This window comes from Mycobacterium sp. NPDC003449, assembly GCF_053588415.1.
In genome coordinates this window covers 53,618-77,356 of sequence record NZ_JBSFPX010000003.1, presented here as the reverse complement: position 1 = coordinate 77,356, position 23,739 = coordinate 53,618, and the positions used below count along the sequence as shown (strand labels likewise).

The 23,739-nt window shown below is 65.4% G+C and carries 23 protein-coding genes; 3 read left to right on the top strand and 20 right to left on the bottom strand.

Annotation, left to right across the window (positions count from 1 at the left end; translation table 11 throughout):
• Window positions 1-2: 2 nt before the first annotated feature.
• Together ACWDTP_RS01935 and ACWDTP_RS01930 are read right to left on the bottom strand one after the other, a co-directional pair.
• Window positions 3-1,505 carry an APC family permease gene (locus ACWDTP_RS01935; protein ID WP_450016020.1) on the bottom strand — a complete coding sequence of 501 codons (1,503 nt, stop codon included), beginning with the start codon at window positions 1,503-1,505 and terminating at the stop codon, window positions 3-5.
• A complete protein-coding gene (locus ACWDTP_RS01930) occupies window positions 1,502-2,266 on the bottom strand; it encodes an SDR family NAD(P)-dependent oxidoreductase (protein WP_450016018.1) in 765 nt (254 codons plus the stop codon). The genes ACWDTP_RS01935 and ACWDTP_RS01930 overlap by 4 nt, the downstream gene beginning before the upstream one ends.
• A 203-nt stretch (window positions 2,267-2,469) precedes the next feature.
• On the opposite strand from ACWDTP_RS01930, the gene ACWDTP_RS01925 reads away from it, so the two are divergent.
• Together ACWDTP_RS01925 and ACWDTP_RS01920 are read left to right on the top strand one after the other, a co-directional pair.
• The gene (locus ACWDTP_RS01925; protein ID WP_450016016.1) at window positions 2,470-3,615 is read left to right on the top strand and encodes an LLM class flavin-dependent oxidoreductase; all 1,146 of its coding nucleotides are present in this window, start codon (window positions 2,470-2,472) and stop codon (window positions 3,613-3,615) included.
• Window positions 3,612-3,974: a cupin domain-containing protein gene (locus ACWDTP_RS01920; RefSeq protein WP_450016014.1), complete on the top strand. Its 363-nt coding sequence runs from the start codon at window positions 3,612-3,614 to the stop codon at window positions 3,972-3,974. The genes ACWDTP_RS01925 and ACWDTP_RS01920 overlap by 4 nt, the downstream gene beginning before the upstream one ends.
• 62 nt (window positions 3,975-4,036) lie before the next feature.
• Here the strand turns inward: ACWDTP_RS01920 and ACWDTP_RS01915 are convergent, their stop codons facing one another.
• From ACWDTP_RS01915 to ACWDTP_RS01860, 12 genes are all read right to left on the bottom strand, one after another.
• Entirely contained in the window at window positions 4,037-4,405 is a 369-nt protein-coding gene (locus tag ACWDTP_RS01915) for a nuclear transport factor 2 family protein (protein WP_450016012.1), read from the bottom strand.
• 43 nt (window positions 4,406-4,448) lie between these two features.
• Entirely contained in the window at window positions 4,449-5,768 is a 1,320-nt protein-coding gene (locus ACWDTP_RS01910; RefSeq protein ID WP_450016010.1) for a flavin monoamine oxidase family protein, read from the bottom strand.
• A 28-nt stretch (window positions 5,769-5,796) separates the two neighbouring features.
• Window positions 5,797-6,660 (bottom strand): SMP-30/gluconolactonase/LRE family protein, encoded by an 864-nt coding sequence (locus ACWDTP_RS01905; RefSeq protein WP_450016008.1) that lies wholly within the window; start codon window positions 6,658-6,660, stop codon window positions 5,797-5,799.
• On the bottom strand, window positions 6,657-7,241 hold the full coding sequence (locus tag ACWDTP_RS01900; RefSeq protein WP_450016006.1) for an NADPH-dependent FMN reductase: 585 nt from the start codon (window positions 7,239-7,241) through the stop codon (window positions 6,657-6,659). Before ACWDTP_RS01900 ends, ACWDTP_RS01905 begins: the two co-directional genes overlap by 4 nt.
• Window positions 7,242-7,308: 67 nt before the next feature.
• Window positions 7,309-7,959, bottom strand: a complete 651-nt coding sequence (locus tag ACWDTP_RS01895; protein ID WP_450016004.1) for an aspartate/glutamate racemase family protein — start codon at window positions 7,957-7,959, stop codon at window positions 7,309-7,311.
• Window positions 7,959-8,711, bottom strand: a complete 753-nt coding sequence (locus ACWDTP_RS01890; RefSeq protein WP_450016002.1) for an SDR family NAD(P)-dependent oxidoreductase — start codon at window positions 8,709-8,711, stop codon at window positions 7,959-7,961. Before ACWDTP_RS01890 ends, ACWDTP_RS01895 begins: the two co-directional genes overlap by 1 nt.
• A gap of 122 nt (window positions 8,712-8,833) precedes the next feature.
• Window positions 8,834-10,369: a PucR family transcriptional regulator gene (locus ACWDTP_RS01885; RefSeq protein WP_450016000.1), complete on the bottom strand. Its 1,536-nt coding sequence runs from the start codon at window positions 10,367-10,369 to the stop codon at window positions 8,834-8,836.
• Window positions 10,370-10,539: 170 nt separating this feature from the next.
• Window positions 10,540-12,231, bottom strand: coding sequence for an ABC transporter ATP-binding protein (locus ACWDTP_RS01880; protein ID WP_450016097.1), 1,692 nt, complete (start codon window positions 12,229-12,231; stop codon window positions 10,540-10,542).
• A 45-nt stretch (window positions 12,232-12,276) separates the two neighbouring features.
• Window positions 12,277-13,182, bottom strand: a complete 906-nt coding sequence (locus ACWDTP_RS01875) for an ABC transporter permease (RefSeq protein ID WP_450015998.1) — start codon at window positions 13,180-13,182, stop codon at window positions 12,277-12,279.
• Window positions 13,179-14,192, bottom strand: a complete 1,014-nt coding sequence (locus tag ACWDTP_RS01870) for an ABC transporter permease (protein ID WP_450015996.1) — start codon at window positions 14,190-14,192, stop codon at window positions 13,179-13,181. Before ACWDTP_RS01870 ends, ACWDTP_RS01875 begins: the two co-directional genes overlap by 4 nt.
• Before the next feature lie 7 nt (window positions 14,193-14,199).
• Complete coding sequence (locus ACWDTP_RS01865; RefSeq protein ID WP_450015994.1) at window positions 14,200-15,801, bottom strand: ABC transporter substrate-binding protein; 1,602 nt, start codon at window positions 15,799-15,801, stop codon at window positions 14,200-14,202.
• Between the two features lie 35 nt (window positions 15,802-15,836).
• Window positions 15,837-17,042 carry an aminotransferase class III-fold pyridoxal phosphate-dependent enzyme gene (locus ACWDTP_RS01860; protein WP_450015992.1) on the bottom strand — a complete coding sequence of 402 codons (1,206 nt, stop codon included), beginning with the start codon at window positions 17,040-17,042 and terminating at the stop codon, window positions 15,837-15,839.
• Window positions 17,043-17,277: 235 nt separating this feature from the next.
• Here ACWDTP_RS01860 and ACWDTP_RS01855 point away from each other — a divergent pair, with 235 nt between their 5' ends.
• On the top strand, window positions 17,278-17,865 hold the full coding sequence (locus ACWDTP_RS01855) for a TetR/AcrR family transcriptional regulator (protein ID WP_450015990.1): 588 nt from the start codon (window positions 17,278-17,280) through the stop codon (window positions 17,863-17,865).
• Window positions 17,866-17,884: 19 nt separating this feature from the next.
• Here the strand turns inward: ACWDTP_RS01855 and ACWDTP_RS01850 are convergent, their stop codons facing one another.
• The 6 genes from ACWDTP_RS01850 to ACWDTP_RS01825 are packed head-to-tail and all read right to left on the bottom strand — an operon-like array spanning window position 17,885 to window position 23,591.
• Window positions 17,885-19,084 carry a PucR family transcriptional regulator gene (locus ACWDTP_RS01850; protein ID WP_450015988.1) on the bottom strand — a complete coding sequence of 400 codons (1,200 nt, stop codon included), beginning with the start codon at window positions 19,082-19,084 and terminating at the stop codon, window positions 17,885-17,887.
• Window positions 19,085-19,127: 43 nt separating this feature from the next.
• Complete coding sequence (locus ACWDTP_RS01845; RefSeq protein ID WP_450015986.1) at window positions 19,128-20,093, bottom strand: carbohydrate kinase family protein; 966 nt, start codon at window positions 20,091-20,093, stop codon at window positions 19,128-19,130.
• Window positions 20,090-20,743: a class II aldolase/adducin family protein gene (locus tag ACWDTP_RS01840; RefSeq protein WP_450015984.1), complete on the bottom strand. Its 654-nt coding sequence runs from the start codon at window positions 20,741-20,743 to the stop codon at window positions 20,090-20,092. Before ACWDTP_RS01840 ends, ACWDTP_RS01845 begins: the two co-directional genes overlap by 4 nt.
• A complete protein-coding gene (locus ACWDTP_RS01835) occupies window positions 20,740-21,063 on the bottom strand; it encodes a 2Fe-2S iron-sulfur cluster-binding protein (protein WP_450015982.1) in 324 nt (107 codons plus the stop codon). Before ACWDTP_RS01835 ends, ACWDTP_RS01840 begins: the two co-directional genes overlap by 4 nt.
• Window positions 21,064-21,081: 18 nt before the next feature.
• Window positions 21,082-22,302: an NAD(P)/FAD-dependent oxidoreductase gene (locus tag ACWDTP_RS01830; protein ID WP_450015980.1), complete on the bottom strand. Its 1,221-nt coding sequence runs from the start codon at window positions 22,300-22,302 to the stop codon at window positions 21,082-21,084.
• On the bottom strand, window positions 22,299-23,591 hold the full coding sequence (locus ACWDTP_RS01825; RefSeq protein ID WP_450015978.1) for a cytochrome P450: 1,293 nt from the start codon (window positions 23,589-23,591) through the stop codon (window positions 22,299-22,301). The genes ACWDTP_RS01830 and ACWDTP_RS01825 overlap by 4 nt, the downstream gene beginning before the upstream one ends.
• Window positions 23,592-23,739 lie beyond the last annotated feature (148 nt).

Below are 23,739 nucleotides of genomic sequence, written 5' to 3'. Positions count from 1 at the left end.
TCCTACACCTTTACTGCGGCGACCTCACCGGATGAGTCCGCCACGTCTCGCCGGCCGATCCGAGCGAAGACGTCGGGGCGTTTCGCTCGGTAGAAGAGGCCGAGCGCGATCCCGATCAAACCACTGCCCCAGACCACCGCCTGGAGGATGACGGCGAGCGCGCCCGACCCACCGGTGAGCGTCGAGAAGTTCATGATCCCCACGACCAACAGAACGCTCATGGCCACCAGGGATACCGCCGGGGCCACCACCGCCACCCCGATGTTGATCGAATGCGAGCCTCGCCGGCGCCGGAAGTAGACCAGGACGGCGAGGCTGACCAGGGCGAACAACAGCAGATACCCATACCCACCGGTACCTCCGAGCCGGCCGTAGATCAGCGCCGGGTCCGCACCCGTCAGTACGAGAGGCAGCATGCCGACAAGGAACAGCACACCCGCGGCGAACGCTGCGATATGCGGTGAGTTGTGCTTCGGATGGACGGCACCGAGTTGCCTCGGAAGAACCCGGTCGACCCCCAGCGAGTAGAGGTAGCGCGCCAGGATGCTGTAAATCGCAACGGATGCCGCGAAGATCGAGGTCAACAGCAGAACACTCGCGACGTCCACCAGCCACCCGCCGACCGAGGCACCCAGCGCCGTGGTGAACATGCTGACCGGGTCGGAACCGGCCAACTCGACCGCTTTATCGGCCCCGAAGTAGGAGACGATGGCCCACGAGGCGATGCAGTAGAAGATGCCCACGAAGGCGACCACCGACAAGGTGGCCCTGCCGATGGTGCGGGCAGGATTTCTGACCTCCTCACGAAAGGCCGCCGTGCCCTCGAAACCGTTGAAGAACAGGATCGCGAACAGCAGACCCAGCCCCCACGATGCGCCCGTCAGCGAACTCCCCGAGAACGGTTCGAGGGACACACCGCCGTCCTGAGACACGTTGCCACCCAGGAATATCGCGCCGTCGAAGATGAGGATCACCACGACTTCCAGTGCCATCGCGACCAGCAGAACCTTCGCCGACACCTCGACCTGCAGGTAGCCGAAGATCCCCACGACGATCAGCAGCATCAGCGTGTACCAGTACCAACCGACGTCAGGACCGTGAAGTTCGCCGGTGACGAAGTTCGACGAAGCAACACCGAAGAAGATGAACGACGACATGCCGAGGAGCAGATAGACCGCCACGGCGACGAAGCCCGCACCGAGTCCCATCACCCGTCCCAGGCTCGCCGCGACATAGGAGTAGAAGGCGCCGGGATTGGGCATGTGATGGCCCATCGCGACGAAACCCAGCGAGAAGATGGTCACCAGCATCGCGGCCACCAGCATCATCGCGGGCGCGGCCGGCCCCCCGTAGGCGATGAGGATGACAAGCCACCCGGCCACGGTCACGAGTGGCGACACGAAAGCCATCACCAAGGCGAACAGGCGGAACGTGCCTATCGATCCGCTCAGCCCCACCTGCCCTGAAGTGGAGCCCGAAAGCTGTTCCGCATCTGGCGAACTCATGTGAGATTCAGGCCTCCGTCGACCAGCAGGTCGACACCGGTGGTGTACGAGGACTCGTCCGAGGCGAGAAACGCGATCGTCTTCGCGATCTCGGCGGGGCGCGCCATGCGTCGCATCGGGATCTTCGCCACATCGCTTGCGACCCGGTCGGGTTCAGTCTTCTCGGCGTATTCGACCTGCGGGGTCCGGACGTAGCCCGGCGACACCGAGTTCACCCGGATACCGTGCCGGCCGAGATTCATCGCGGCATTGCGGGTAATCCCCAGGACCGCGGCCTTCGTCGCGACGTAGGCGACGAACCCGTTCTGCGTGCCGCCACGGTGAGCCCAGGACGACGCGATGTTGATGATCGAGCCCGAGCCCAGGGCCGTCATCCCCGGGATGACGGCCTGCATACCGAGCAGAATCCCGGTCTGGTTGATCTCCACGACACGATTCCACTCGTCAAGAGACACGTCGGCGACGGCGGCCGGCGAGCTGACACCCGCGTTGTTGACGAGCACGTTGACCGGGCCCCAGGCGGGGTCGACGCCGCCGACGACCGCGGCCCAGTCCTTCTCGGACGCCACATCGAGGTGCCGGTAGACGACCTCAAGTCCCTCGGCGTCGAGTTGCTCAGCGAGCGCTTCGCCCTGCTCGTCGAGGACGTCCGTCGCGATCACGCGCGCGCCCTGCCGGGCAAGCAGATCCGTGTGCGCGGCGCCCTGTCCCTGTGCGGCGCCGGTGACCAGCGCTACTTTGCCTTCCAGCCGATTGACCATAGCGGAGAGCTTTCCGGCCGCCCCCGTAGCACACCACTGTACGTGGACATGAACCGCGCCAACCGGGTTAGTCCGGCATCCAAGTCCCTGTACGCGTCGACAGCCAAAGCCCCGACGTTTGAGGTCGGCATCAATTGTGAGGACGGCTTTGCGCGCCCACCTTGGGAGGAGACCACCGAACAAACGATAAGGAAATGAAAGCCATGGATCTAGGACTCTTCAGCCCGCCGTACGCGCAGGAGTACGTCGCCGGCCGGCGCACGTTGCAGGAGGCGATCGAGTGGGATCTCCAAATCGCACGGTGGGCTGACGAATACGGCCTGGCCGAACTCTTCTTCGCCGAGCACCACACGATCGGACACGAACCGAACCCGGCTCCCGACCTGATGATCGCGGCGGCCGGTCGCGAGACCCAGCGCCTGCGACTCGGCGCGGCTGCTCACCTGTTGCCGTACCACAACCCCATCGCTCTCGCGGACCGCCTGATGTACCTCGACCACATGACGGGCGGGCGCTACATCGCGGGATTCGCACCTGGCTCGTTCCCAACGGATGCACAGCTGTTCGGTGGCGGGTTGCAGAACAACGCGAAGATGATGGACGAAGCCATCGACATCATCGAGGCCATCTGGACCCGCCGCGGCCCGTTCCGTATCGAGGGCGAGTTCTGGACCGTCGACATGCCGGCTCACTCCGAGCAGTGGAACGGCCCGCACCTCAAGCCCTTCCAGCGGCCCCGGCCCGAGGTGGTGATGACCGGCGTCCAGCCCACATCGCCCACGTTCGCCGACGCCGCGCGGCGCGGCTTCTCCCCGATGAGCCAGCAGGTCGGCCTGGCCGCACTGCGCCAGCAGTGGGAGACCTACTCGCACGCAGCAATTGAGGCCGGCCACACCCCAGACCGGGCGAACTGGCGGGTCATGCGAGACGTCTTCGTCGCCGAGACCGACGAGGAGGCCCGCCGGTTGTTCCTCGAAGGCCCGGCCGGCCGCACCTGGGATGAGCTGGTACTCCCGACCTTCCGCGTCGTACGCGACCGCGGCGGCAAGCCGTACGCGCTCGGTGAACTGCTCCTTGACCCCGGTATGACCATCGACGAGCTGACGCTGGAGTGGATGGTCGACCACTTCTTCATCGTCGGGTCCCCCGACACCGTCGTGGAGAAGATCACGCGGTTCAACGAGGATCTCGGCGGCGTCGGCGCCCTGCTGTCGTTCAGCTTCGACTTCAGCCGAGACCCCGAGCCTTACCGCCGCCACCTTGAGCTCCTCGGGCGCGAGGTCGGCCCGCGGATCGCCACGCTGGGCCCGCGGATGGCCACCAACGCGGTCGCCGTGACCACCGCATGACCGGCATCCCCGCGATCGTCTACGACGACGATCCCAAGACGCTGGAACTGTCGGTTCTGGGGCCGCGCACGCCCGCCCTCGCCGGAGAGCCGGTCGAGTCCTTCCGGGTACTGCACCGCGACGCGGGCGGGCGCAGCGGCGTCTGGGAATGCACCCCTGGGCGCTTCGATTCTGCGCGCAACGGCGACACGGAACTCATGCACTTCCTCGCCGGAGCGGGCACGATCACCACCGCCGACGGCACCGTGCACGAGATCCGGCCCGGCGTCGTCCTCGTCGCCCCGGACGGCTGGCGCGGCACCTGGGATATCCGCGAGACCGTGCGCAAGGTGTACACGATCTGGAATGTGGAGCCCTGAGAACGCCTTTGAGGGCGGGGTCCGGTGTCGGACCCCGCCCTCGGTGCTGGTCGCCGGTCTGCTCAGTCCGTCACCGGTACCGGCGCCTCCTCGTAGTACCGCACCGTCTTGAACTTGCCGTCCTCGACCTCCACCAAGGTCACACCGCGCAGGGTGAACCGCTGCCCGTCCGTATCCTTCAGCCGCGCAACGAACTCGAAGGCGGCCGACGACTCACCGTTGGTCCAGTCACCCAAGACGTCGATCTCCAGTTCGGGAAACGATCGGTAGAAGTCCTCGGTCAGCCTGCGGATGGCATCATGGCCCTGCTGGGGAGGCTGACCGTAGGCATAGAACGTCGCATCGGGCCGGAAGTGCTCCAGCAGGCGGTCGAGGTCATGGCGGCACTCGGCGTCCCACGCGGACTCTTGTAGCGCGCGTACAGAACTCATGTCTCTCCTGTCGTATTCGAAAATTGTCGTCGCGGAGGGTTTCTCAGTCTTGCGCCAGGATCGCCGAGAGCCGGTTCGCCGCGGTGGCGCCGGTCAGCACGGCACCTTCCATCCATCCGCGGAACGCGTGGGCGATGTCCGAGCCGGCGAACACCAGGCGGCCCTCGGTGGCCTCCAGCGCGGAGGCATACTTCGACAGCAGGCCGGCGGGCGCCGCGCACCAGGTGCCCTTGGCGTACGGGTCGGCGAGCCAGTCGTGGCCGTCCACTTTCAGGACGCCCGCGTCGGGGACGTAGCGCCGGAAGGCCGTCTCCATATCGTCGCGGTCCACGATGTCCAGCGGGCGCTCCTGGGTCGAGAAGCCGACGACGAGGTCGCCGTCCAGGTCGGTCTCGTCCGCCGGGAAGTCGGTGAAGAAGACGTCGATGGGCTCGTCGTGATCGCCGACCCCGAGAAGCTTCGGCGGCAGGCCGGTCACGAGTGCCCACAGTTTCTTGGCGGCGCCGGATTGGCCGATCGCCGCACCGGCGGTCTTCTCCGGCGACAACTCCGGGGTGAATGCGACATCGGGCAGGCAGTTCAGCGGCAGGGCGATCACCGCCCCGCGGGCCCGCAGCACCTCGCCGCCGTGGGTGTGGACCTCGGCATGGTCGGCCGACTGCGTCACGGCCGCCACCGGTGTCGACAGTCGCAGCTCGGCGCCGGAATCGTCCAGCATCCGTTGCAACAGGTCGATGGTGCCGGCGGCGAAGCGGTGCGTCGGGGTGTGCCCTAGCGCCAGGACGTCGTCGTCCAGATTCGGGATCCACGACATCAGGTGCAGCGCGGAGATCTGCGACTCGTGACAGCCCGTGTTCTCGCGAATCCAGGCACCCATCAGCTCACGCAGCGTCGCGGACAGCCCGAAACCGTCGAGGTAGGCGTCGAGTGGAATATCCAGGTCCGCGACGTCCTGCTGGTCCAGCGGCAGCCCCGAGTCGATCCGCCGCACCTGGGTGAGGACCTCCTCGACCACCTTCGCGAGGGCGCGCTCGTCGTCACGGTCGATCGGGCAGGCGGCGTGGCTGAGGACGCCGTCGAGCAGGGAGACATGGTGCTCGGGGTGCGGGCTCTCGGAGAGATCTACGCCGTAGCGCTCAACCTCGGCCATGAGCGCAACGTTGCCGTCCGTGTCGACCCAGTTGCCACCCAACTCGATGGAGAATCCGGTGTCGGCGAAGGGCCGGTACCAGGTGCGACCACCGATACGGTCCCGCGCCTCGACGATCAGCACCGTCTTGCCGTCCTTCGCGAGATCGCGCGCGGCCGTCAGCCCCGCGAACCCCGCACCGATCACCAGGGCGTCGTAGGTCTCACCGTTCATCTGCAAGGTCCTTCCGTTGTGGCAGTGGTCAGTCCAGGCCGACGGGCAGGTGCAGCCCCGCCCCGCGTACCCCGGGATCGCAGGCGGTCACCACGAGCGTGCCGAGCGACGCGAGCACGAGTATGTCGAGTTCGGGCCCGGCGAACGCGAGGTTCGTCGGCGTCGGTGCGTACACACCCGACCAGTCGTCGACGACGGTCTCCAGCGTGGCGTCCGGGGCGAGCCGGTACACCCGGTTGGGCTGCCAGCAGCCGATCCACAGCCCGCCGTCGGCGTCGAATGCGATGCCATCCGGTACCACCCGGTCGAGTACGACGACCGGCTCCGGTTCGCCGCCGGAGAGCGGGATCCGCACGATCCGCGGCCACGTCGATTCGACGATGTACAACCAGTCACCGTGCAGTGCAAGACCGTTCGCGAAGTGCAGCCCGTCGAGCACCCGCTCGGTGGCGCCGTCGGGGTCGATGCGCACGATCCCCCCGTTCGCCTGGCCCCAATCCCCGGAGTCCGACACCCACAGCCGACCGTCGCCGTCGAAGACCGGGTAGTTCGGGTAACCGATCGCAGCACCGTGTCGGCGGATGCGGCCGTCGGGCGCGATTTTCTGGATGCACCCGTTGCCGACGTCGCACACGTACACGGCGCCCGCGCCGTCGAGCGCGAGGCCGAGCATCGAGCCACCCGGCACGGTGCAGACCGTCTCGAAAGCCCCGCCCCCGAGTCCGAACCGGTAGAGCTGGCCGCCCTCACCGCCCGCGTAGAGCATCTGCTCGGCCGGGGACCAACAGACGCCCTCCGGGTGCTGCAGACCCTCGACCACGGTGCGCAGCCCGGCCCCGAGTACCGACGCGGGAACCCCGGTGGTCGTCTGTGCTTCGTGGGCTCCGGTCACGACGCGACCCCGACGGTGACGGCCGCGTGCTGCCAACGGGCAAGTCCGACAACCTGTTCGACGAGCAGGCCGAGCTGCGGCGCGGCGGCCACGATCGGATCCGCATCGCCGGTCGGGGTCGAGTTGATCGTGACGCCCAGCGGCGTCGGCCAGCCCCGCAGCGCGTGGACAGTCGACCGCAGTGCCGCGAGGGTTGTGGCCGTCGCCTGCCAACCGGCCGCGCAGACGATGCAGCCGATCGCGCGACCGTCGAGGTAGGGCCGTTCGTCGTCGCGGAGTTCCTCCAGGTGATCCAGCGCGTTCTTGAGCAGGCCCGACGGCCCGCCGTGGAAACCTGGGCTGGCGACGATCACCCCGTCCGCCCGGCGGACGAGGTCCAGCAGGCGGCCGGCCCGTGGGGCCGGCGACCCACGCTCGGGAGCGTACGCGGGCAACTCCAGGTCATCGGCCAGCAGGATGTCGGTGTGCGCTCCGGCACGTTCGGCGAGGTCCAGAGCGGCGCGCAGCGCACGTTCGGACGACGACCCCTGGCGGGTCGTGCCGCCGAGGCCGAGGATTCGAGGCTTCCATTCACGTTGCACGCCAATCATGGTGGTGGACTCCCGTGACCTGCACCACTAGCGCGGTGCACCAACCTGGGCCGGATGCTTATCGCCCGGTACAAGCGAGCCGCTCCATCGCGAGCCGCGGGCTCGACAGCACCTGGGTGGCACTCGCAGGCCGCGCAGCGGCGATCCGCGCCATCGAGGCCTGTGCGAGCACGACCACGTCGACCTCGGCGGTCAGGCGGTCCAGCTCCTCGGCGATGATCGCGTCGTGTCGCGGACCGTCGCCGCTGCCCAGCGCGGCGAACGCGCCATCGCAGAGCCGCGAAACGACCGTGACGTTTCGGTTCGCCTCCCGCGCTGCAGCCTCGACCAGCGCGGTGGTCGGGGCGAGCGTCGTCGGCAGGGTGGCGAGCACGCCGACGGTGGTCCCGAGGGTGACGGCGCGTTCGGCCATGGCGCGGTCTACCCGATGGACGGGAACGGCTGCGTCCGAGGCGATCTCGTCGACCACCGGACCCACCGACGAGCACGTCACGAGCACGGCGTCGACCCCGAAGCCGGCGAGTGCGGCGACGTGGCCGCGCAGCCGGTCACGCGTCATATCGTCGACGGCACCGTCGCGGACCGTCCGCTTGAGCAGGAGCTCATCGGCGATGACCGCCGTCTCGACGCCGGGGAGCAGTTCACCGGCGAGTTCGGCGAACGTCGGTGCGAGCTGGGAGACGGTGTGGACGAGGCCGAGCCGTTTCATCAGTAGCACTCCGCGAGCAGCCCACCATCGACGACGAGCGCCTCGCCGGTGACGAAGCTCGCGTCGTCAGATGCGAGGAAGAGCACGGCCCTGGCGACCTCACGCGGCTGGCCGATCCGACCGACCGGGTACTCCATCTCGGCCTGCGCGCGCAGGGCGGCGGGGTCCTCGGCCGCGGCGAAGTAGGCCTCGACCATTTCGGTCTGCATATCGCCGGGCAAGACGGTGTTGCAGCGGATCCTGTCGCGCCCGTACTTCACCGCGGCCGATTTGGTCAGGGCCAGCACCCCACCTTTCGCGGCACCGTAGGCGGCGAGCATCGGGTCGCCGGTCACGGCGAGGACGGACGAGACGTTGACGATCGCGCCGCCGCCCGCGCCACGCATCACCCGGATCGCGTGTTTGCAGCCGAAGAACGGGCCCTTCAGGTTGACCGCGAGGACGCGGTCGAGTTGCTCCTCCGTCGTGTCGGCCAGCTCCTGCTCGACCTGGACCGCGGCGTTGTTGACCATGACGTCGAGCCGGCCGAATCGCCGCACGGCGTCGTCGACGAGCGCCTCGACCTCGGCCTCCTTGGAGACGTCGGTGTGGTGGTAGGCGCCGATGCCGTCCATCACGGCCGCGCCCGCCTCATCATTGACATCGCAGCCGAGGACTCGAGCGCCCTCCGCCGCGAACTCCCGCGCCAGCGCGCTCCCGAGACCGGAGGCGACCCCGGTGACGATCACACCGCGACCTTCGAACGTGCCCATCGCTGCATCTCCTCGTTGGTTGTCGTCCGCAGTCTGCCAACCCGATTCGCCGCTGCACACTGTGCTGCGGAATGACCCGAACCTCACCGGTTGTACGGACAGATAAGCGCCCGTCGACGCATTCAGGTGGCCTGCGAGAGCGCCAGCGCCCGCAGCGCGAACCAGAGCTCGCTGACGTCACCGGTGGACCGCATCGAGCGGCCCGTGAGCTCCTGAATCCGGGCGATCCGGTAGTTGACGGTCTGGGTGTGGATGAAGAGCAGTTCGCTGGCCCGGCTCGGCGAGCGATCGCACTCCAGATACGCCTGCAGAGTCTTGATCAGCTCGGTGCCCTGCTCACGGTCATACTCCAGGAGCGGGCCCAGCACGTAGTCGGACGCCAGCTTGGACTCCGCGAGGGTTCGCGGCAGGAACGTCGGACTGCTGTCGCCGTAGCGGGCGAGCGCCGAGCCGTCGGGGCTGACGGTCTCCAACGCCCACCGCGCTTGGCGGACGGCGTCGCCGACGTTGGCGGGCCCGGTGAATATGTCACTCAGCCCGGCACGCCACCGTTCCTGTGTGGTGCGCTCCTCGAAGTCTTCCTGCGGAACGTCGCCGACCCGGATCACCGCGACGCAGACCTGCCCGATCTCACTGAGCAGGAACGGGATTCCGCGGATCAGCCATCTGCGGGCGAGCCTGTCGATCGCGGCCTGATGACCGTCGACGGCCAGCGCGCGCAGATCGCCCTGCAGACGGCGCTCGCGGAAAAGCGCGGTCAGGACCGCCGGCTCGAGCCTGGCGTTCAACGCGTCGTTCAGCAGCCCGGCGCCCGATCGACGGGCGCGCTCCACCGCCGCGTCGACGCGCCCGATCTCCAGCGCGCATGCGGCGGCGATCTGCTGCAGGACCGCGAGCCGGGGCCTCGAATCACCCTCAGGGAAAGCGACCAGGCAGGCCGAACGCTCGCTGGGGATCGGCATGGTGAGCGCGGTCCGGTCGTCGACCGTCAGGGTCATCACAAACGGCGCGCGGCCGGAAGTCCGGCCCACCTCGGCGTCGTAGGCGACCTTCCATGCGCGCCCGGGGATATCGCCGCCGCGGATCAGCGGCTCCCACATCTCCGGGTCGACGACGTGCAGCCGGCAATTGACCACCCGGCTGAGGCGGTCCACGAATTCGGTGCCGGCCAGCGTCTCCCGCAGGCTCGCCATCACCTCGCCGTTCACCCGGGCGATCTGGGTGAACGACTGGTCCTCGCCCCGGGCGTTGGCGGCCGCGACGAACCGCACATACTGCGCGAAGCCGACCGCGTGCGCGCCGTTGATCACCGGGAAGCCGACGCGGTCGGCAGCCGCGAGCATCTCGTCGGAGAGGTGCGGACGGCGCTCGTCCTCGCCGATCACGATGCCACTCAGCCCGGCCTCGGCCATGTTCTCCACGAATCGCACCTGTGCCGACGGTTCCGTCGGGACGATGTAGCCGCAGGTCAGGACGAGGTCACCCGGCTCAAGCCAGTTCCACGGGTCGAAAGCGTCGGTCACGTGCGCCCAGGACACCCGGCGGTCGAGCCCGGCCTCGCCGGCAAGCAGAGTCGCCTGGAGGTGCCTGAGCTCGACGACGTCGCGGACGCTGACACTGCCGGGCACCGTGGTGGTCCTGGGTGCGCCGGGCGTCATCGGCCGACTGTATCTCTCCGCGCCGCGGACCGGCTTGTTTTAGGGCATAGACAGCGGCCGCTGGACTATGTTGTCACATAAGCCCTCGACCGACTATGGCCCAGGAACATGAAGGCTGAATGCACCCAGCAGTCCGTACAACATCGCCAGCAACAGCACGCCTGTATCGATTAGGCCTGCCCTCGATCCACGACATCGCCGGCAGCGCCCGGTTCAACCCCGTGTGGGATGGCCGCCAACAGTGTCTTGGTGTACTCGTATTGAGGATTATCGAAAATGTCGTTAGGAGAGCCACTTTCGACGATTTTTCCGCTCTTCATGACGTACACACAGTGGCAGATCATCCGAACAACGGCCAGGTCATGGCTGATGAACAGATATGTCAGCCCGAGACGCCGCTGCAGCGATACCAGCAGCTCGAGGATCTGCGCTTGAACGACGACATCGAGGGCAGAGACTGCTTCGTCAAGCACCACCACCTCCGGATCAAGCGCCAGTGCTCGGGCAATGGCCACTCGCTGGCGTTGCCCGCCGGAGAGTTCGTGCGGGTAGCGGGCGGCGAGCTCGGGATCAAGGCTGACCTGCGTGAGGAGCTCGGTCACCCGCTCCGTGCGTTGTTGTCGGGTGCCGACGTCATGAACATCCAGTGGTTCGCGGATCGCCTCCCCGACGGTGTACAGCGGATCGAGGGACGCGTAGGGATTCTGAAACACCGGTTGGACACGACGGCGGAAGGACTTGAGCGACGAGCCGGAAAGGTCGGTGATGTCTTTGTCCTCGAAACGGATCTGACCAGAACTGATCGACTGCAACTTGAGAACCATCTTGGCCGTGGTGGATTTCCCGGAACCACTCTCACCGACGATACCGACGGTGGTGCCTCTCGGGACCTTCACGTTGATCTCGTCGACCGCGGTGAACGGGGTTGACGTCAGGATGCCGGAACGCACCTTGTAAGTCTTCGTCAGATCGATGACGTCGATGACGGACCTGGTGTCCGGGGAAAGGTCTTCGCCGGGTCGGTCCACCATCGGCGTCGCCGACAACGTGGGAGCGGCGGCGATCAAGCGTGTGGTGTATTCGTCGGACGGCGAAGTCAGGATTCTGCGCGCCGGCCCCGTCTCCACGATGATGCCCTTGTTCATCACAACAATGTGATCGGCACGCTCGGCTGCCAGAGCCAGATCGTGGGTAACCAGCAGCACCGCGGTGCCCATCGATTCAGTCAGCGCCGCAAGCTGATCCAGGATCACCTTCTGCACGGTGACATCGAGGGCAGAGGTGGGCTCGTCGGCGATCAGCAGTCGTGGTCGACACGCCAGTCCCATCGCGATGAGGACTCGTTGTCGCATGCCTCCGGACAGTTCGTGCGGATATGCCGAATAACGGCGCGCCGGTTCGGGAATACCGACCATCTCCAGGAGTTCGATGGCCCGGTTTCGGGCGTCCTTGCCTTTGGTGACACCGTGGATCTTGAAGATCTCCGCGATCTGCTTTCCCACCCGCACCAGCGGGTTGAGGTTGGACATCGGGTCCTGCGGTACCAGCCCGATCTGCCGGCCGCGTACCGCGCTCATTTCACGTTCGGTCAGGGCCAACAGATCGCGGCCCTCAAAGCGCACCGAGCCGGACGTCACCGACCCGTTGGCCGGCAACAGTCGATTCAGTGCCGCGGTGAGTGTGGATTTGCCAGACCCGGACTCGCCGACGATCGCGACCGTGTCACCGGCTGCCACCGTCAGGGAGGCGCCGCGGACCGCATCCACTGTCGTTCCCTCGGTACGGAACTGGACCACGAGGTCCGAGATCTCGACAAGCGGCTGCGACTGGTTGTCGCCTGACTGTCTGTACTCAGTACTCATGATGAACGGGCCTTTCACGGGGGTGGTCGAGGTCATGGCGTCGACCTAGCGCGAACGAAGTTTGAGGTCGAGCGTCTCGCGCAAGCCATCTCCGAAGAAGTTGATGGCGAGTACGACGGACACCATGGCAATGCCGGGGCCCGCGGCGATCCACCATTGGTAGAAGTTGGCGGCGCCGTCGGTGATCATGGCCCCCCACTCCGGTGACGGCGGAAGCGCGCCCAAACCGAGGAAGCTCAGCGAAGCGATCAGGATGATGATGGTGCCGAGGTCCATCGTCGCGGCAACAACCACGGGAGTCAACGAATGTGGAAGAACGTGTTTGAACAGCGTCCGCCAGCGTCCCACCCCGATGGCTTGGGCTGCCATGACGTGATCTTGTTCCTTGATGGTCAGAATCTGTCCGCGAATCAGTCGCGCATAGATTGGCCACCACACCACCACGATGGCGATGAACGCGTGCGTCAACCCGGGTCCCAGCGCCGCGGTGACGGCCATCGCCAGCAGGATCGACGGGAAAGCCATGGTGATATCGGCCAGCCGCATCAGGACGGTGTCGACGAATCCACCGAAGAAGCCCGCAACGGCACCCACAAGTCCGCCGACGACTACGGCGATGGCGATGGTCGCCATCGCCACCGGCAGTGACTGCCGTGCTCCGTAGAGCACCCTGGAGAACACGTCGCGGCCCAGCGCATCGGTACCGAAGAAGTGTGCGGCCGAAGGCGCTTCCAGGCGCGGGCCCGATGCCGCGAACGGATCGTGGGGCGCCAGGAAGCCGGCCATGGCGATGATCACCAGCCAGACAACGACGACCGCGGCACCGATGACGATTTGTGGTCGCAGGAACGGGCGCAGGCGTCGGCGCCAACTCCTGGATGCCGCCAGGCGCGCGGTTCCCGGAACGGTCTCCGGCGTGGCAGCGTCGGGGTTCGCAGGTGCGATAGTCATGCAAGCCTCACTCGTGGATCGACGACCGCGTATGCAAGATCTGCAACGAGGTTCGACAGCAGGAAGATGATGCCGCCAACCAGGCAGACACCCGTGATCGCCGGGAAATCCAGCGTCCGTGATGATTCCACCGCATAAGTGCCGATACCGTTCCAGGAGAAGATCGTTTCGATGAGGACCGCGCCCATGATGACGATGCCGACCGATACACCGACGATGGTGATCACCGGCGTCGTCGCATTCTTGAGGACATGGCGGTTCATCACCTGGGTGACCGTCATCCCCTTGGCCCGTGCCGTTCGAACGTAGTCCGAGGACTGCTGTTCGATCATCTGAGCCCGTACCAGCCTGATCAGAGTGCCCAGAAGAGCAAGGCTCATGATGAAGGCGGGCATGATCAAGTGCTGCACGGCGTCGACGAACAATGGCACGTTGCCTTGCAGTAGAGCGTCGACGGTGTAGAACCCGGTGACGTGATCGGGCGCCTGCACCCGAGGCGAAAGCCGACCCGGTCCTGGAGCGACTCCCAACGAGGCATAGAAGACGAATAGGAAGACCAAACCGATCCAGAACACCGGCAGTGACGATCCGGCCAGCGCGAAAACGCGGATAACAGTGTCGGCAAGACGACCCCGGGTGCGGGCAGCCAGCACACCCAAGGCGGTGCCGACGACGACCGCAATCAGCAGCGCGCAGAAGGCCAACTCCAGTGTCGCCGGAAGACGTTCCGAGATATCCGACAGCACAGGAGCTTTTGTGCGGAACGAAGTACCCATGTCACCACGTACAAGGTTTCCGAGATACAGGACGTACTGCTCCAGAAAGCTCTTGTCCAGACCCCACCTGCTCGTGGCGGCGGCGACGATCTCAGGGTTACCGAGGTTGCGTTCTCCGACAATGGCGGCGAGTGGATTGCTCGACACCGATCGGGAAAGGGCGAAGGCGATTGTGATGATGCCCCACAGCAGAAGGGGCATCATCGCGATCCGTCTCAACAGGTATCGGGTCATCGGTACCTCACTGCTCGAATCCCATGACGCTGAGATCGACGTTGCGGGTGATGTGGTAATTGTTTCCCGTCACTGCAGGTGAATTCGCCAGGATCACATCTGGGTTGACGATTGGGAGAATGATCGCATCGTCCCACATCATCTGGGCGAGTTTGGAGTAGGTCGCATCGCGCTGGGCACCTGTCTCGCGGAGAGCCTCGCTGGTTAAGGTGTTCTGCGCAGGGTTGACCGGCATACGCGACCGCTGCATCCATACCGAGTTGTCGATCATCGCGAAGTACTGCAGGTACTGAATGGCGTCTGGGTGGTCAGGCGCGAAGTACACCGCGGTGACAGGCATGCCCGTGCTTTTCAGTCGTTCCGACCAGGAGCTGAACTCCAGCGGGGTCAGGGTCAGATCGATACCCGCGGTCTTGAGGCTCTGCTGGATCGACTGGAACATGGTGTTGAAGTTGACGCCGTATATCGTGAAGTTCGGGTAGACCGCCTCCAAACGAAGCCCATCGACTCCCGCATCGGCAAGCAGTTTCCGGGCGCCTTCCGGGTCGTACCCGGGCAGTGGCAGGCCGTCTGCGCCTGGGAAGCCGGCCGGGATTCCGGTGGCTTGCCCTTTGCCTTTTCCAGCAACGGTGGCATTGATGACAGAGTCGTAATCGATACCTTTCCGCACTGCATCACGGACGCGTCGGTCCTTGAGCGCTTCGCCGCCCACGGTGCCAGGCCCGAGGCCCAGGTAGACGAAATTGAAAGTCGGCACGGTGGTCGAGCTGATGTTGGCGTCCGATTCAATCTGATCGATTGCGTCGAAGTTCAGCTGCTGAGCGACGTCGACGTCCCCCTGCTGCAACTGTTGCAACTGCGTGGACGAGTCCTTCACCTGCTTGATCGTCACTCGCGGGAATGCCGCCGGGGTGCCCCAGTAGTTGTCGTTGCGCTTGAGCACGATCTGTGTGCCCTGTTGGTAGGACTCCAGCTCGTATTGTCCTGCGCCCGCGGAGTTGCCCATGAACCACTGTTCCGCGGTGTCGGTGTTTGCGGCATCGGGATCGGCTGTCGCACCGTGTTGCGCGGCCAGATCGGAGTTCAGGATCCCCATGTAGCCGGCCGTCGTGATGTTGAAGAATGCAGAGTTCGGCTGCTCCGAGGTCACCACCACGGTTTGCGGGTCGGGCGCCTCGACTGTCGTGATGCCGTCCATGAAATAGCTCGGCGAACCCTTGAGGTGTTGGATTCGTTCCCACGACCACTTGACGTCCTTGGCCTCGACCGGCGATCCGTCCGCGAACCGGGCCTCGGGCCGCAACGTGAATGTGAAGATGGTGTTGTCGGCGTTGGCTTCCCAGCTCTCCGCCAGGAGCGGAGTCAAACTGCCATCGTTCTCGGCCTTGATCATGGTGTCGTAGACCGCACCGTTGTAGATCTGACAGGTGTCACAGAGCGACCGGTTGGGGTCGAGTGTGGTGACGTCCATATCGCGGCCCATGATGAGGTCCTCGCGCACTGTGAGGCTGCCTCCGCCGCACGCGGTGAGCCCGGCGATCAGAAACGCGCTGATCGTGACGGCGACCGTCCGTCGACCTGCGGACCGGATCATGAATCGGTGGGGCATGGGGGATCTCCTTGACAAGGTTGGATCGTTTGCCACTACAGCTCCTTCTGCGCGATCTCGGCGAATGCGTCTTGGGTGCGGTCCAGCACATCGTCGATGACTTCCGTGGTGTGAGCTGTGGACAAGAACATGTTGTGCCACGGGTGTAGCAGCACACCACGGCGGGCCGCAGCGTCGGTGAATGCCAACGCCTTCCGCAGATCGGAGTCGTCCACGAAGTTCAACAACGGCATCTGCGGCGGCCCGGTCACCGCCAGCGGCAGCCCGGCGCCGGCCGCTTGGGCCTCAAGAGCCAGCCTGAAACGCTCCCCGGAAGCGGCCATCACTGCTGGGGCGTCGAGTTCGACCGCTTGTGTCACGGTGGCGATACCGGCCGCCATCGCGACCGCCGAGAACCAGAACGATCCGGTCACATACACCTGAGACGCCGCCTCCCGAAGACTGTCGGCGCCAACCAGGGCGGACAGTGCGTATCCATTGGCAATGGCTTTCGAGAAGGCGGTCATATCGGGCCGCACAGCCAGCGGCTCCCACGACCCCTTCACGTGCAGCCGGAAGCCGGCCCGCACCTCGTCGAGGATCAGGGCCGCGCCCTCTCTGGTCGCCAATTCGCGCGCAGTGCGGGCAAATTGAGCCTCAGCATGTTCCTGCGGAGCGTAGGAGTCGTGGCGGAACGGCGTCACTATGATGGCGGCGATGTCCCCCGCATGTTCAGCGGCGACACGCTGCAGGTCTGTGATGTCGTTGTAGGCGAACTCGACGATATTGGCACGGTCTTCGGCGGTGACACCTGCCGTGATAGGGGTGAACCACTCATTGGCTCCGTGGTAGGCCTTTGTCGCTTTGAGCAGCTTGCGCCGTCCTGATGCCACCCGGGCAATCCGCACCGCGGCCGAGGTAGCGTCGGTTCCGTTCTTCGCGAACATCGCCCAATCCGCGTGAGCCACCGTCTCGGTGAAGAGTTCTGCGAGCTCCACCATCCGCGGCGAGGGTCCCGACAGCGCGTCGCCGAGTTGGGCCTGTTGCTGCGCCGCGGCTTCGACCACCGGATTGCGGTGCCCGAGCAGCATGGGGCCGAAGGAGCACATGAAGTCGATGAAGCGGTTGTCGTCGACGTCCCATGCGTAGACGCCTTCGCCGCGCGACCAGAACTGCGGGTACGACTGCGGCATGTGCGGGGTGTGCGCCCGCATGTGGCCATACATGCCGGCGGGGATGACCTTGGCCGCGCGCTCGCGCAACGCGCGCTCGTTGCGGTTGTCGATCGTGGGTTTGGCGGTGGCTCTCGTCACGAGTCACTCCTCGGGATTGAAACGATTTTTTTAATTCGGGCGCCCTGTATCATTAGACCTTGTGTGGCCTGGTTCACGTAAGGGGTAAGACGAAACTCGTTACACACTGGAAACGCGAGTCCAGTCAGGTCCTGACGGGCGCCCGCCCACGGTTACTGTGCGAGGACCAAGAGTCAGGAGAACGATGCCAAAGGTTGTCGACCACGATGAGCGCCGGCGCCAGGTTCTCGACGCGACATGGCGAGTCATTGGGAGCGAAGGGCTCGATGCGCTGACGCTGCGTCGGATCGCACAAGAGGCTAAGTGCTCGAATGGTGTGCTGGCCCATTACTTTCGCAACAAGGAAGACATCCTGGTCTCCGCGCACCAGTTGGCCTTCGCGCGTGCACACCAGCGAATCCTCGAAGCAACTCAAGGCGTTGGCGGGATCACCGCCTTGCGCCTCGCCATTCTCGAGGCTCTTCCACTGGACGCGGAGCGACTGCTTGAAGCCCAGGTCGATGTCAGCTTCCTGGGCCAGGCGGTGGGAAACCCCTTCCTTCGTGAGATTCGCACTGCATCCAACGCCAATTCGCGTCTGCTATGGGCTCAGTTCGTTGTCGGCGCGCAGCGCAGCGGTGATATACGCGCAGACGAAGACAGCGAGATCATCGTCGATGAGATTCTTGCGATTGTCGAGTCGTTGTCCGTCGAAGCAATCATCAATCCTGATCGCATGACAGCCTCTCATCAGACCTACCTCGTTGACAGGTTGCTCAGCAGACTCAAGTAGCCGCGACCCGCAGACGGGTTCAGCCGCGTGCTCGAGTTCGTGCTTGCTGCTGTATCTCCAATGCGTCTGCGACGACGGCTGCGGCAGCCAGTTCCGTCAATCGCTGCCGAAAGTCGTTGCCCAATATCCCCTCCAGCTTGCCCAGCCGGTAGCGCACCGTACGCTCCGCTACGCCGAGCGTCCTGCCGGTCGTACGCGCATTGAGACCTGAACTCGCATAGGCAACGAGAGTCTCGCGAAGCTCCCGGCCACGCCCCTCAGCTTCCAGTATGACGCCGAGTTGGTGCTCGGTGAAGAGCCGTGCAGTGCTCTCGTTCTCCAAAGCCACGCTCAGAAGCGCAGTTTCACTGTAGGTGACCGTGGATCCGGTTGGCGCAACGAGCTTGCGGGCCCACAGTGACGCCGCGAGCTTCGCCTGTTGGTGGCTGGTGACGAAGCCTGCTCGCCCGTCGGCCGGGGACCCTAGGGCGAACTGATTACCCGACCGGTCGGCTATGGTGGATCGCACGTCTTTGATGCTGCGGTCAGCCTTCAGCGCCACCCAGGCCCAGATTTGCCGCTCACCGGCAGGCACCACCAGAGACTCGACCCGCAGATCACGAACGGCCGCATCGATCTGAGCACGGGGATCAGCGCCCCAGGCGACGACAGCCACATGGGTTTGCGCGAGCCGGTAGCCCAGAGCCGTGTCCGGAACCGCGACGCCGGCGACGAGCTGTCCTATTAAGTGCGCCATTCGCTCGTCGCGGCGCCCCGCCCGCTCGGCCTGAACGTAGATCTGCCCTGCCGCGGTGCAGATCAGGTCGAAGTACTCGAACAGCAGATCCGATGCGCTGCGCAATAGCAGGGCCTGGGCGTCGCGCCGCAGGTTCAAATCATTGAGCACTCGCAGGATGTGTTCCCAGAGCACCTGGTGGGTCAATCGGTAAGACCGATCCAGTACCTCCCACGGCAGACCACTGCGGTAGGCGGTCATCGACTCGTCGATGAGCTCGCGTGGCAGTCTGTCGTCGGTCTCACCGGTGTCGAGAGCCCGCAATGCACCCTCTACGACCGCCGGAAGGGACATCCAGCCGGCGTCCTGGAAATCGCTGGCGTCGATGGCGTAGTACTCCGGCGCGAGTTCCCTGAACCGACTTGTGAAGCTGGCGTTGACGTTGCCCCGCTCATTGCGCAGCGCAGCGGCCAGCGCGTGGAGTTGTCCGCGTACAGGTTCCACGTTGCCGTCCAGCCCTTCGTCGTCGCCGCCCGAAGACCGGCCATCACCGTGGCGGCGCGGTACCCACTTCCCCGGCACGCGCGGCCCAGAAGTCAAGCGTGCTCTCCAGATCGACGATGCCCGCATCAGACCCTAGACCGCTTGCCACCAGTGCCGCCGAAGCTGTGCCCAACCTGGCCGCCACACTCGGCACCCAGCCGCGCTGCAGGCCCATGAGGAAACCCGCGGTGTAGGCGTCGCCGCAACCTGTCGTGTCGACCACCGAACACGTGAATGCGGGCACTCTGTCGGTGCCTGCGGCGCTGATGAGCAATGAACCGCTGGAACCGGTGGTCACTGCCACGGTCCCGACCCCTCGCTCGACCATTGCTTCGCCGGCTTTCGGCAAGTCGTCGATCCCCGTCAGCGCTCGCAATTGATCGTCGTTGGGTAAGAAGTAGTCCACGAGCGGCCATGCGGCGGCCAGCGAGTCGACGAACTGCGGGGGCAACGCCGTGCGCAGCAGGTCAACTGTCGTGACCGCACCATTGGAACGCGCCGCACCCAAGATCTTCGGAACCACCTCAGTGCCGAACTCACCGAGCACGTCCGGCCCGCCGATGTGAACGTAGGCCGCCGAATCGATCAGCGCCCAATCCAGGTCGTCGGCTGACAGAGCGGCGGTGGCGCCCGGAAGGTGCAGCGTCGGGCGCTCTCCGTTGGGCCGGATCGGCAGTACCGTGGTCGAGGTCGCTAGGCCCTTCTTGACTGCAAGCCGTCCGACGTCAACCCCGTGGCTTTCCATCAGCATTGCCAGCATGCGTCCCGCGGCATCATCACCGACCGCGCCGATGGAGCTGACCGCCGCGCCGAGTTTGGCCAAGTCGACCGCGGTGCCCGCCGCGGTACCCGCGGCACAGATCCGGGTCTCTTCCAGCAGCGCTCCGCCCTGCCCCGGTGGGATTTCGGTGACCGGCCTGATGGCGACGTCCAGGATGTGCGGACCGATGCAGACCACCCTTGTGCTCATTGCTGCGCCGCCTCATAGCGCGCTCCAGCCACCTCAGCGAGCTCCTCATCCGACAAGGCTCGCGGATTTCCGTGTGCGTTCGCCCGAATATGTAGTGCGCAAAGCCATTCCAACAATTCGGCCCGCTCGAAGGCTTCGTCCACAGTGTCCCCGTAGCTCACCGCGCCGTGATTCTGCATCAACGCTGCGGTGCGCCCGCGCAGCGCATCTCCGACTGCCCGGGCCAGCGCCGGGGTACCGAAGCGGTGATAGGCGGCCACGCGCGGAGCGCCGCCCAGCCGAACCGTGTAGTAATGCAGCGGCGGTAACTCGTCGACGGTGCATGACACGGCCACGGAGTCCAGGCCATGGTGATGGACGACAGCTTGAGCGTCGGTCTCACGATAAACCAGGGTGTGCAAAGCTGTTTCTGTCGACGGGCGTATGCCGTCGCGCACCTCGACGATACCGCCGTCGAGGTCCACCAGGCAGATGTCCTCGTCAGCGACCGACTCATACGGAGTCGAGGACGGGGAGATTGCCACCAGGTCACCCACGCGCACACTGACGTTTCCGGCTGTTCCCTGGACCAGGCGCTCGCGAATCAAGCGGCGTCCGGTGTCGGCCACCGCGCGGCGCGCGGTGGCAATCGCGTCTTCAGCGTGGGTCATCCCTGCTCCTCTGGGAAATGGACGGTAATGCCGTCGAGAGCGGCGGTCATGGTGAGCTGGCAGGTCAATCGACTGTTGGACGTGACCGGGGCCAGCATCCCCTCCAGCATGACCTCTTCGTCCTCGGTGGGGGGAGCCAGCCTCGACAGGAAGGAATCCTCGATATACCCGTGGCAGGTGCCGCACGTCGCGTATCCCCCACAGTCGCCGATGATTCCGGGAACCAGATTATCCAGAGCAGCCTGCTTGAGGTTGTCTCCGACAGGCACATCGATGGCGTGTTCGACGCCGTTGGATTCGATATAGCGCGCGGTGGGCATGGAACTCCTTTCTGTGCTTTAGGTGACCAGCTCAACCAGCGGCCGGCCGGCGGCGATGTCCTGTGGTGATCCCAGACGAGTCCGCGCGGGGATCAGTTTGCGTCCCGCGACGATATCGCGGGGCCGGCCCACGGCGTGGACTGCAACCAGGCTGCCGTCGCGCAGGAACACCACGCTGAACGAGCCGGAAGCCGGATCCCCCCGTACTACCTGCTCGTCGTCGGGTAACGGGAGGCCGACCATCTGCAGACGGTGGTCGTACTGATCGGACCAGAACGTCGGAACGTTGAAAGTTTCGGTGTTCAGGCCGCACAGGGTTCGTGCCGCGATGCGCGCCTGCTCGGTGGCATTCTGCTGGGATTCGAGCCGGACCGGGCGCTGCAGCAACCCGTGGAATTGTCGTGTGCAGTCGCCTGCCGCAACCACGTCGGGCCAGTTGGTCCGCGCCTGGGAGTCGACGACAATGCCGTCGGCGACCTCGAGTCCTGCGGCGCGGGCCAGTTCGTCGTTGGGAATCTGCCCTATTCCGGCAAGTACCAGGTCGGCGTTGATCGTCGTGCCATCGCCGAGCCGGGCCTCCACACGTCCGTCCCGCGAGGGTGTGGCAGAGGACAGCGTGGCGCCGGTGCGCACGACGACCCCGTGCGCGCGATGTACCGACGTGAAGAAGTCTGAGATCACCGGAGGACTGGTGCGCCCCATGATGCGGTCCGCAGCTTCGACAACGGTCACGGCCGCACCCGCTTTGGCGGCCACCGCAGCGACCTCCAAGCCGATGAAACCGCCACCTACAACCACGATTCGACGCCCGGGCAGAAGGTGTTCGCGTACTGCGGCCGCATCGTCGAGCGCGTACAGCGACGCCGCGAGTGCATTGTCCCCGAGCGCCAGGACGCGGGGACGCCCGCCCGTGGTGAACGCCAGTTTGGCGTATCCCAACTGTGCTCCGTTCTCGAGTACGACGCTGCGGGTCTCCAGATCGATGTCAGACACCGGGTTTCCGAGAGCCAGCTCTATGCCGCTTGCGGAGTATGCCTCGGGGCTTCGCACTCTGACATCGTGTGCAGTGGCCGCGCCTTTGAGCGCCGCTTTGGACAACGGCGGTCGTTGATACGGTATGTGCTGTTCATCCCCGATGAGCACGATGCGGCCCGTAAAACCGTTCTGCCGCAGCGAGATCGACAGCTCAGACCCTGCTTGACCTGCACCCACGACTACGGCGGTTTCCGCATTCGTCATGCAGAGTTGCTTCGATGAATCGTCACCGGCATGGCTTCGAGATGGCGTATTGCACTCCCTGGTGTCCAGTGGTAGGTGTCGGCGGTGAGCTCGACATCTATGTCGGGCGACGTCAGTACACCCAATGCAACCTCGCTCAGCATTCGCGCCGCGGTTCGTCCCGGGCAGATGTGTGCACCGCCGCCGAATGTGGTGTTGGTGTGGACGGGGCGTTCCAGCTGGTAGATGGCCGGACCGTCGAAGACCCTAGGGTCGCGGTTGCCGGCCGCCCAGATCATGGTGATCGGGGTGCCGGTCGGGATGTCCAATCCGTGGTAGTCGAGCACATCGAGGGTCACACGCGTCGTCATCGTCAACGGCGCGCCGAGGCGGATGCCCTCGCTGAATGCCTGCGGAACCAGCGCCGCATCCGCACGCACCTTGTGGTAGGCGGCAGGGTTCGTCAGCAAGTGGAAGAAGACATTCGACAAAGCGACTCCGACGGTATGGAAGCCGTCAAAGAAATTGGAAGCTACCAGTTTTCCCAGATCCTCCGGAGCAGCCGGATCATCGGCGGCCTCAAGGTCGATTGCCAGCGCGGACAACAACGCGTTCTCGCCGGTACGCCATGTTCGCGTCACCGCCTCGCCGACCACCTTCATGTAGGTGTCGGAAGCCGACCGAACCCGTTCGGCATCGTCGGAAGTCGGAGCGAAGAGAAACATTCGGTTCATCTCTTCCATGCACCGTTGTATCAGCGCGGACTCCTCGTCAGGAACGCCGAGCTGGTCGGTCCAAAATCGAGTGACGTAGCGTCCCGCGACGTCCCGGATAAAGTCACAGGACCGACCATCCCCCATAGTGGCGACAACCTCGCTGGCGACCCGCTGAGCCGCGGGAAGGAACTGTTGCACAGCCCGCGGCATCAGCCGTCGCGCGATGATCCGGCGGAGGTGGTTGTGCGCCGGCGGGTTGGTCGTGAAGATCTGATTGCGCAGGAATGCCGTGAAGGGGTTCTCGACCAGCGCCGGGGCGGGATCCAGTCCCGCCCGGCGTAGCCGCTCCGCGGCCCGGCCGGTCAGGAAGTCCACCGGCGCGCTTCCGACGAGTGCGTTCTCCGCCAACCCACGGATGTCGGTGTATCGCAGTGCGATGATCCCGCCGTCACCGTCGCCCAGAAGTTCGGCCTGCGCGTCAAACAGTCGCTCAGCGGCGGCGATCACGTCGGCGTCCCACGCGTCGTGCGATAGATAGTCCGCGATCGTCGGCAACTGCTCGATCGCCGTCGGCGTCGGCGTCGGCACGATCATCGAGGTGCCTCCTCATGGGTCCTTTGCCGCGTGTGGTTGCTTGCGGGGAATCCGAACAGGTCGTGTGGCCGGATGTTGCCCTCGCGTGGTGCCAGTGTGCCGGCCACAACACAACAGTTCATTGCCGAAATGCAGCAGAACAGCGCGC

Bases quoted from the DNA above. Each gene is read 5' to 3' on its own strand.
- ACWDTP_RS01915 (WP_450016012.1), bottom strand. From the start codon at position 4,405: ATGAGTTCTGTACGCGCGCTACAAGAGTCCGCGTGGGACGCCGAGTGC.
- ACWDTP_RS01870 (WP_450015996.1), bottom strand. From the start codon at position 14,192: ATGACCCGATACCTGTTGAGACGGATCGCGATGATGCCCCTTCTGCTG.
- ACWDTP_RS01920 (WP_450016014.1), top strand. From the start codon at position 3,612: ATGACCGGCATCCCCGCGATCGTCTACGACGACGATCCCAAGACGCTG.
- ACWDTP_RS01880 (WP_450016097.1), bottom strand. From the start codon at position 12,231: ATGAGTACTGAGTACAGACAGTCAGGCGACAACCAGTCGCAGCCGCTT.
- ACWDTP_RS01895 (WP_450016004.1), bottom strand. From the start codon at position 7,959: ATGAAACGGCTCGGCCTCGTCCACACCGTCTCCCAGCTCGCACCGACG.
- ACWDTP_RS01865 (WP_450015994.1), bottom strand. From the start codon at position 15,801: ATGCCCCACCGATTCATGATCCGGTCCGCAGGTCGACGGACGGTCGCC.
- ACWDTP_RS01875 (WP_450015998.1), bottom strand. From the start codon at position 13,182: ATGACTATCGCACCTGCGAACCCCGACGCTGCCACGCCGGAGACCGTT.
- ACWDTP_RS01845 (WP_450015986.1), bottom strand. From the start codon at position 20,093: ATGAGCACAAGGGTGGTCTGCATCGGTCCGCACATCCTGGACGTCGCC.
- ACWDTP_RS01855 (WP_450015990.1), top strand. From the start codon at position 17,278: ATGCCAAAGGTTGTCGACCACGATGAGCGCCGGCGCCAGGTTCTCGAC.
- ACWDTP_RS01835 (WP_450015982.1), bottom strand. From the start codon at position 21,063: ATGCCCACCGCGCGCTATATCGAATCCAACGGCGTCGAACACGCCATC.
- ACWDTP_RS01925 (WP_450016016.1), top strand. From the start codon at position 2,470: ATGGATCTAGGACTCTTCAGCCCGCCGTACGCGCAGGAGTACGTCGCC.
- ACWDTP_RS01830 (WP_450015980.1), bottom strand. From the start codon at position 22,302: ATGACGAATGCGGAAACCGCCGTAGTCGTGGGTGCAGGTCAAGCAGGG.
- ACWDTP_RS01825 (WP_450015978.1), bottom strand. From the start codon at position 23,591: ATGATCGTGCCGACGCCGACGCCGACGGCGATCGAGCAGTTGCCGACG.
- ACWDTP_RS01910 (WP_450016010.1), bottom strand. From the start codon at position 5,768: ATGAACGGTGAGACCTACGACGCCCTGGTGATCGGTGCGGGGTTCGCG.
- ACWDTP_RS01930 (WP_450016018.1), bottom strand. From the start codon at position 2,266: ATGGTCAATCGGCTGGAAGGCAAAGTAGCGCTGGTCACCGGCGCCGCA.
- ACWDTP_RS01890 (WP_450016002.1), bottom strand. From the start codon at position 8,711: ATGGGCACGTTCGAAGGTCGCGGTGTGATCGTCACCGGGGTCGCCTCC.
- ACWDTP_RS01840 (WP_450015984.1), bottom strand. From the start codon at position 20,743: ATGACCCACGCTGAAGACGCGATTGCCACCGCGCGCCGCGCGGTGGCC.
- ACWDTP_RS01935 (WP_450016020.1), bottom strand. From the start codon at position 1,505: ATGAGTTCGCCAGATGCGGAACAGCTTTCGGGCTCCACTTCAGGGCAG.
- ACWDTP_RS01885 (WP_450016000.1), bottom strand. From the start codon at position 10,369: ATGACGCCCGGCGCACCCAGGACCACCACGGTGCCCGGCAGTGTCAGC.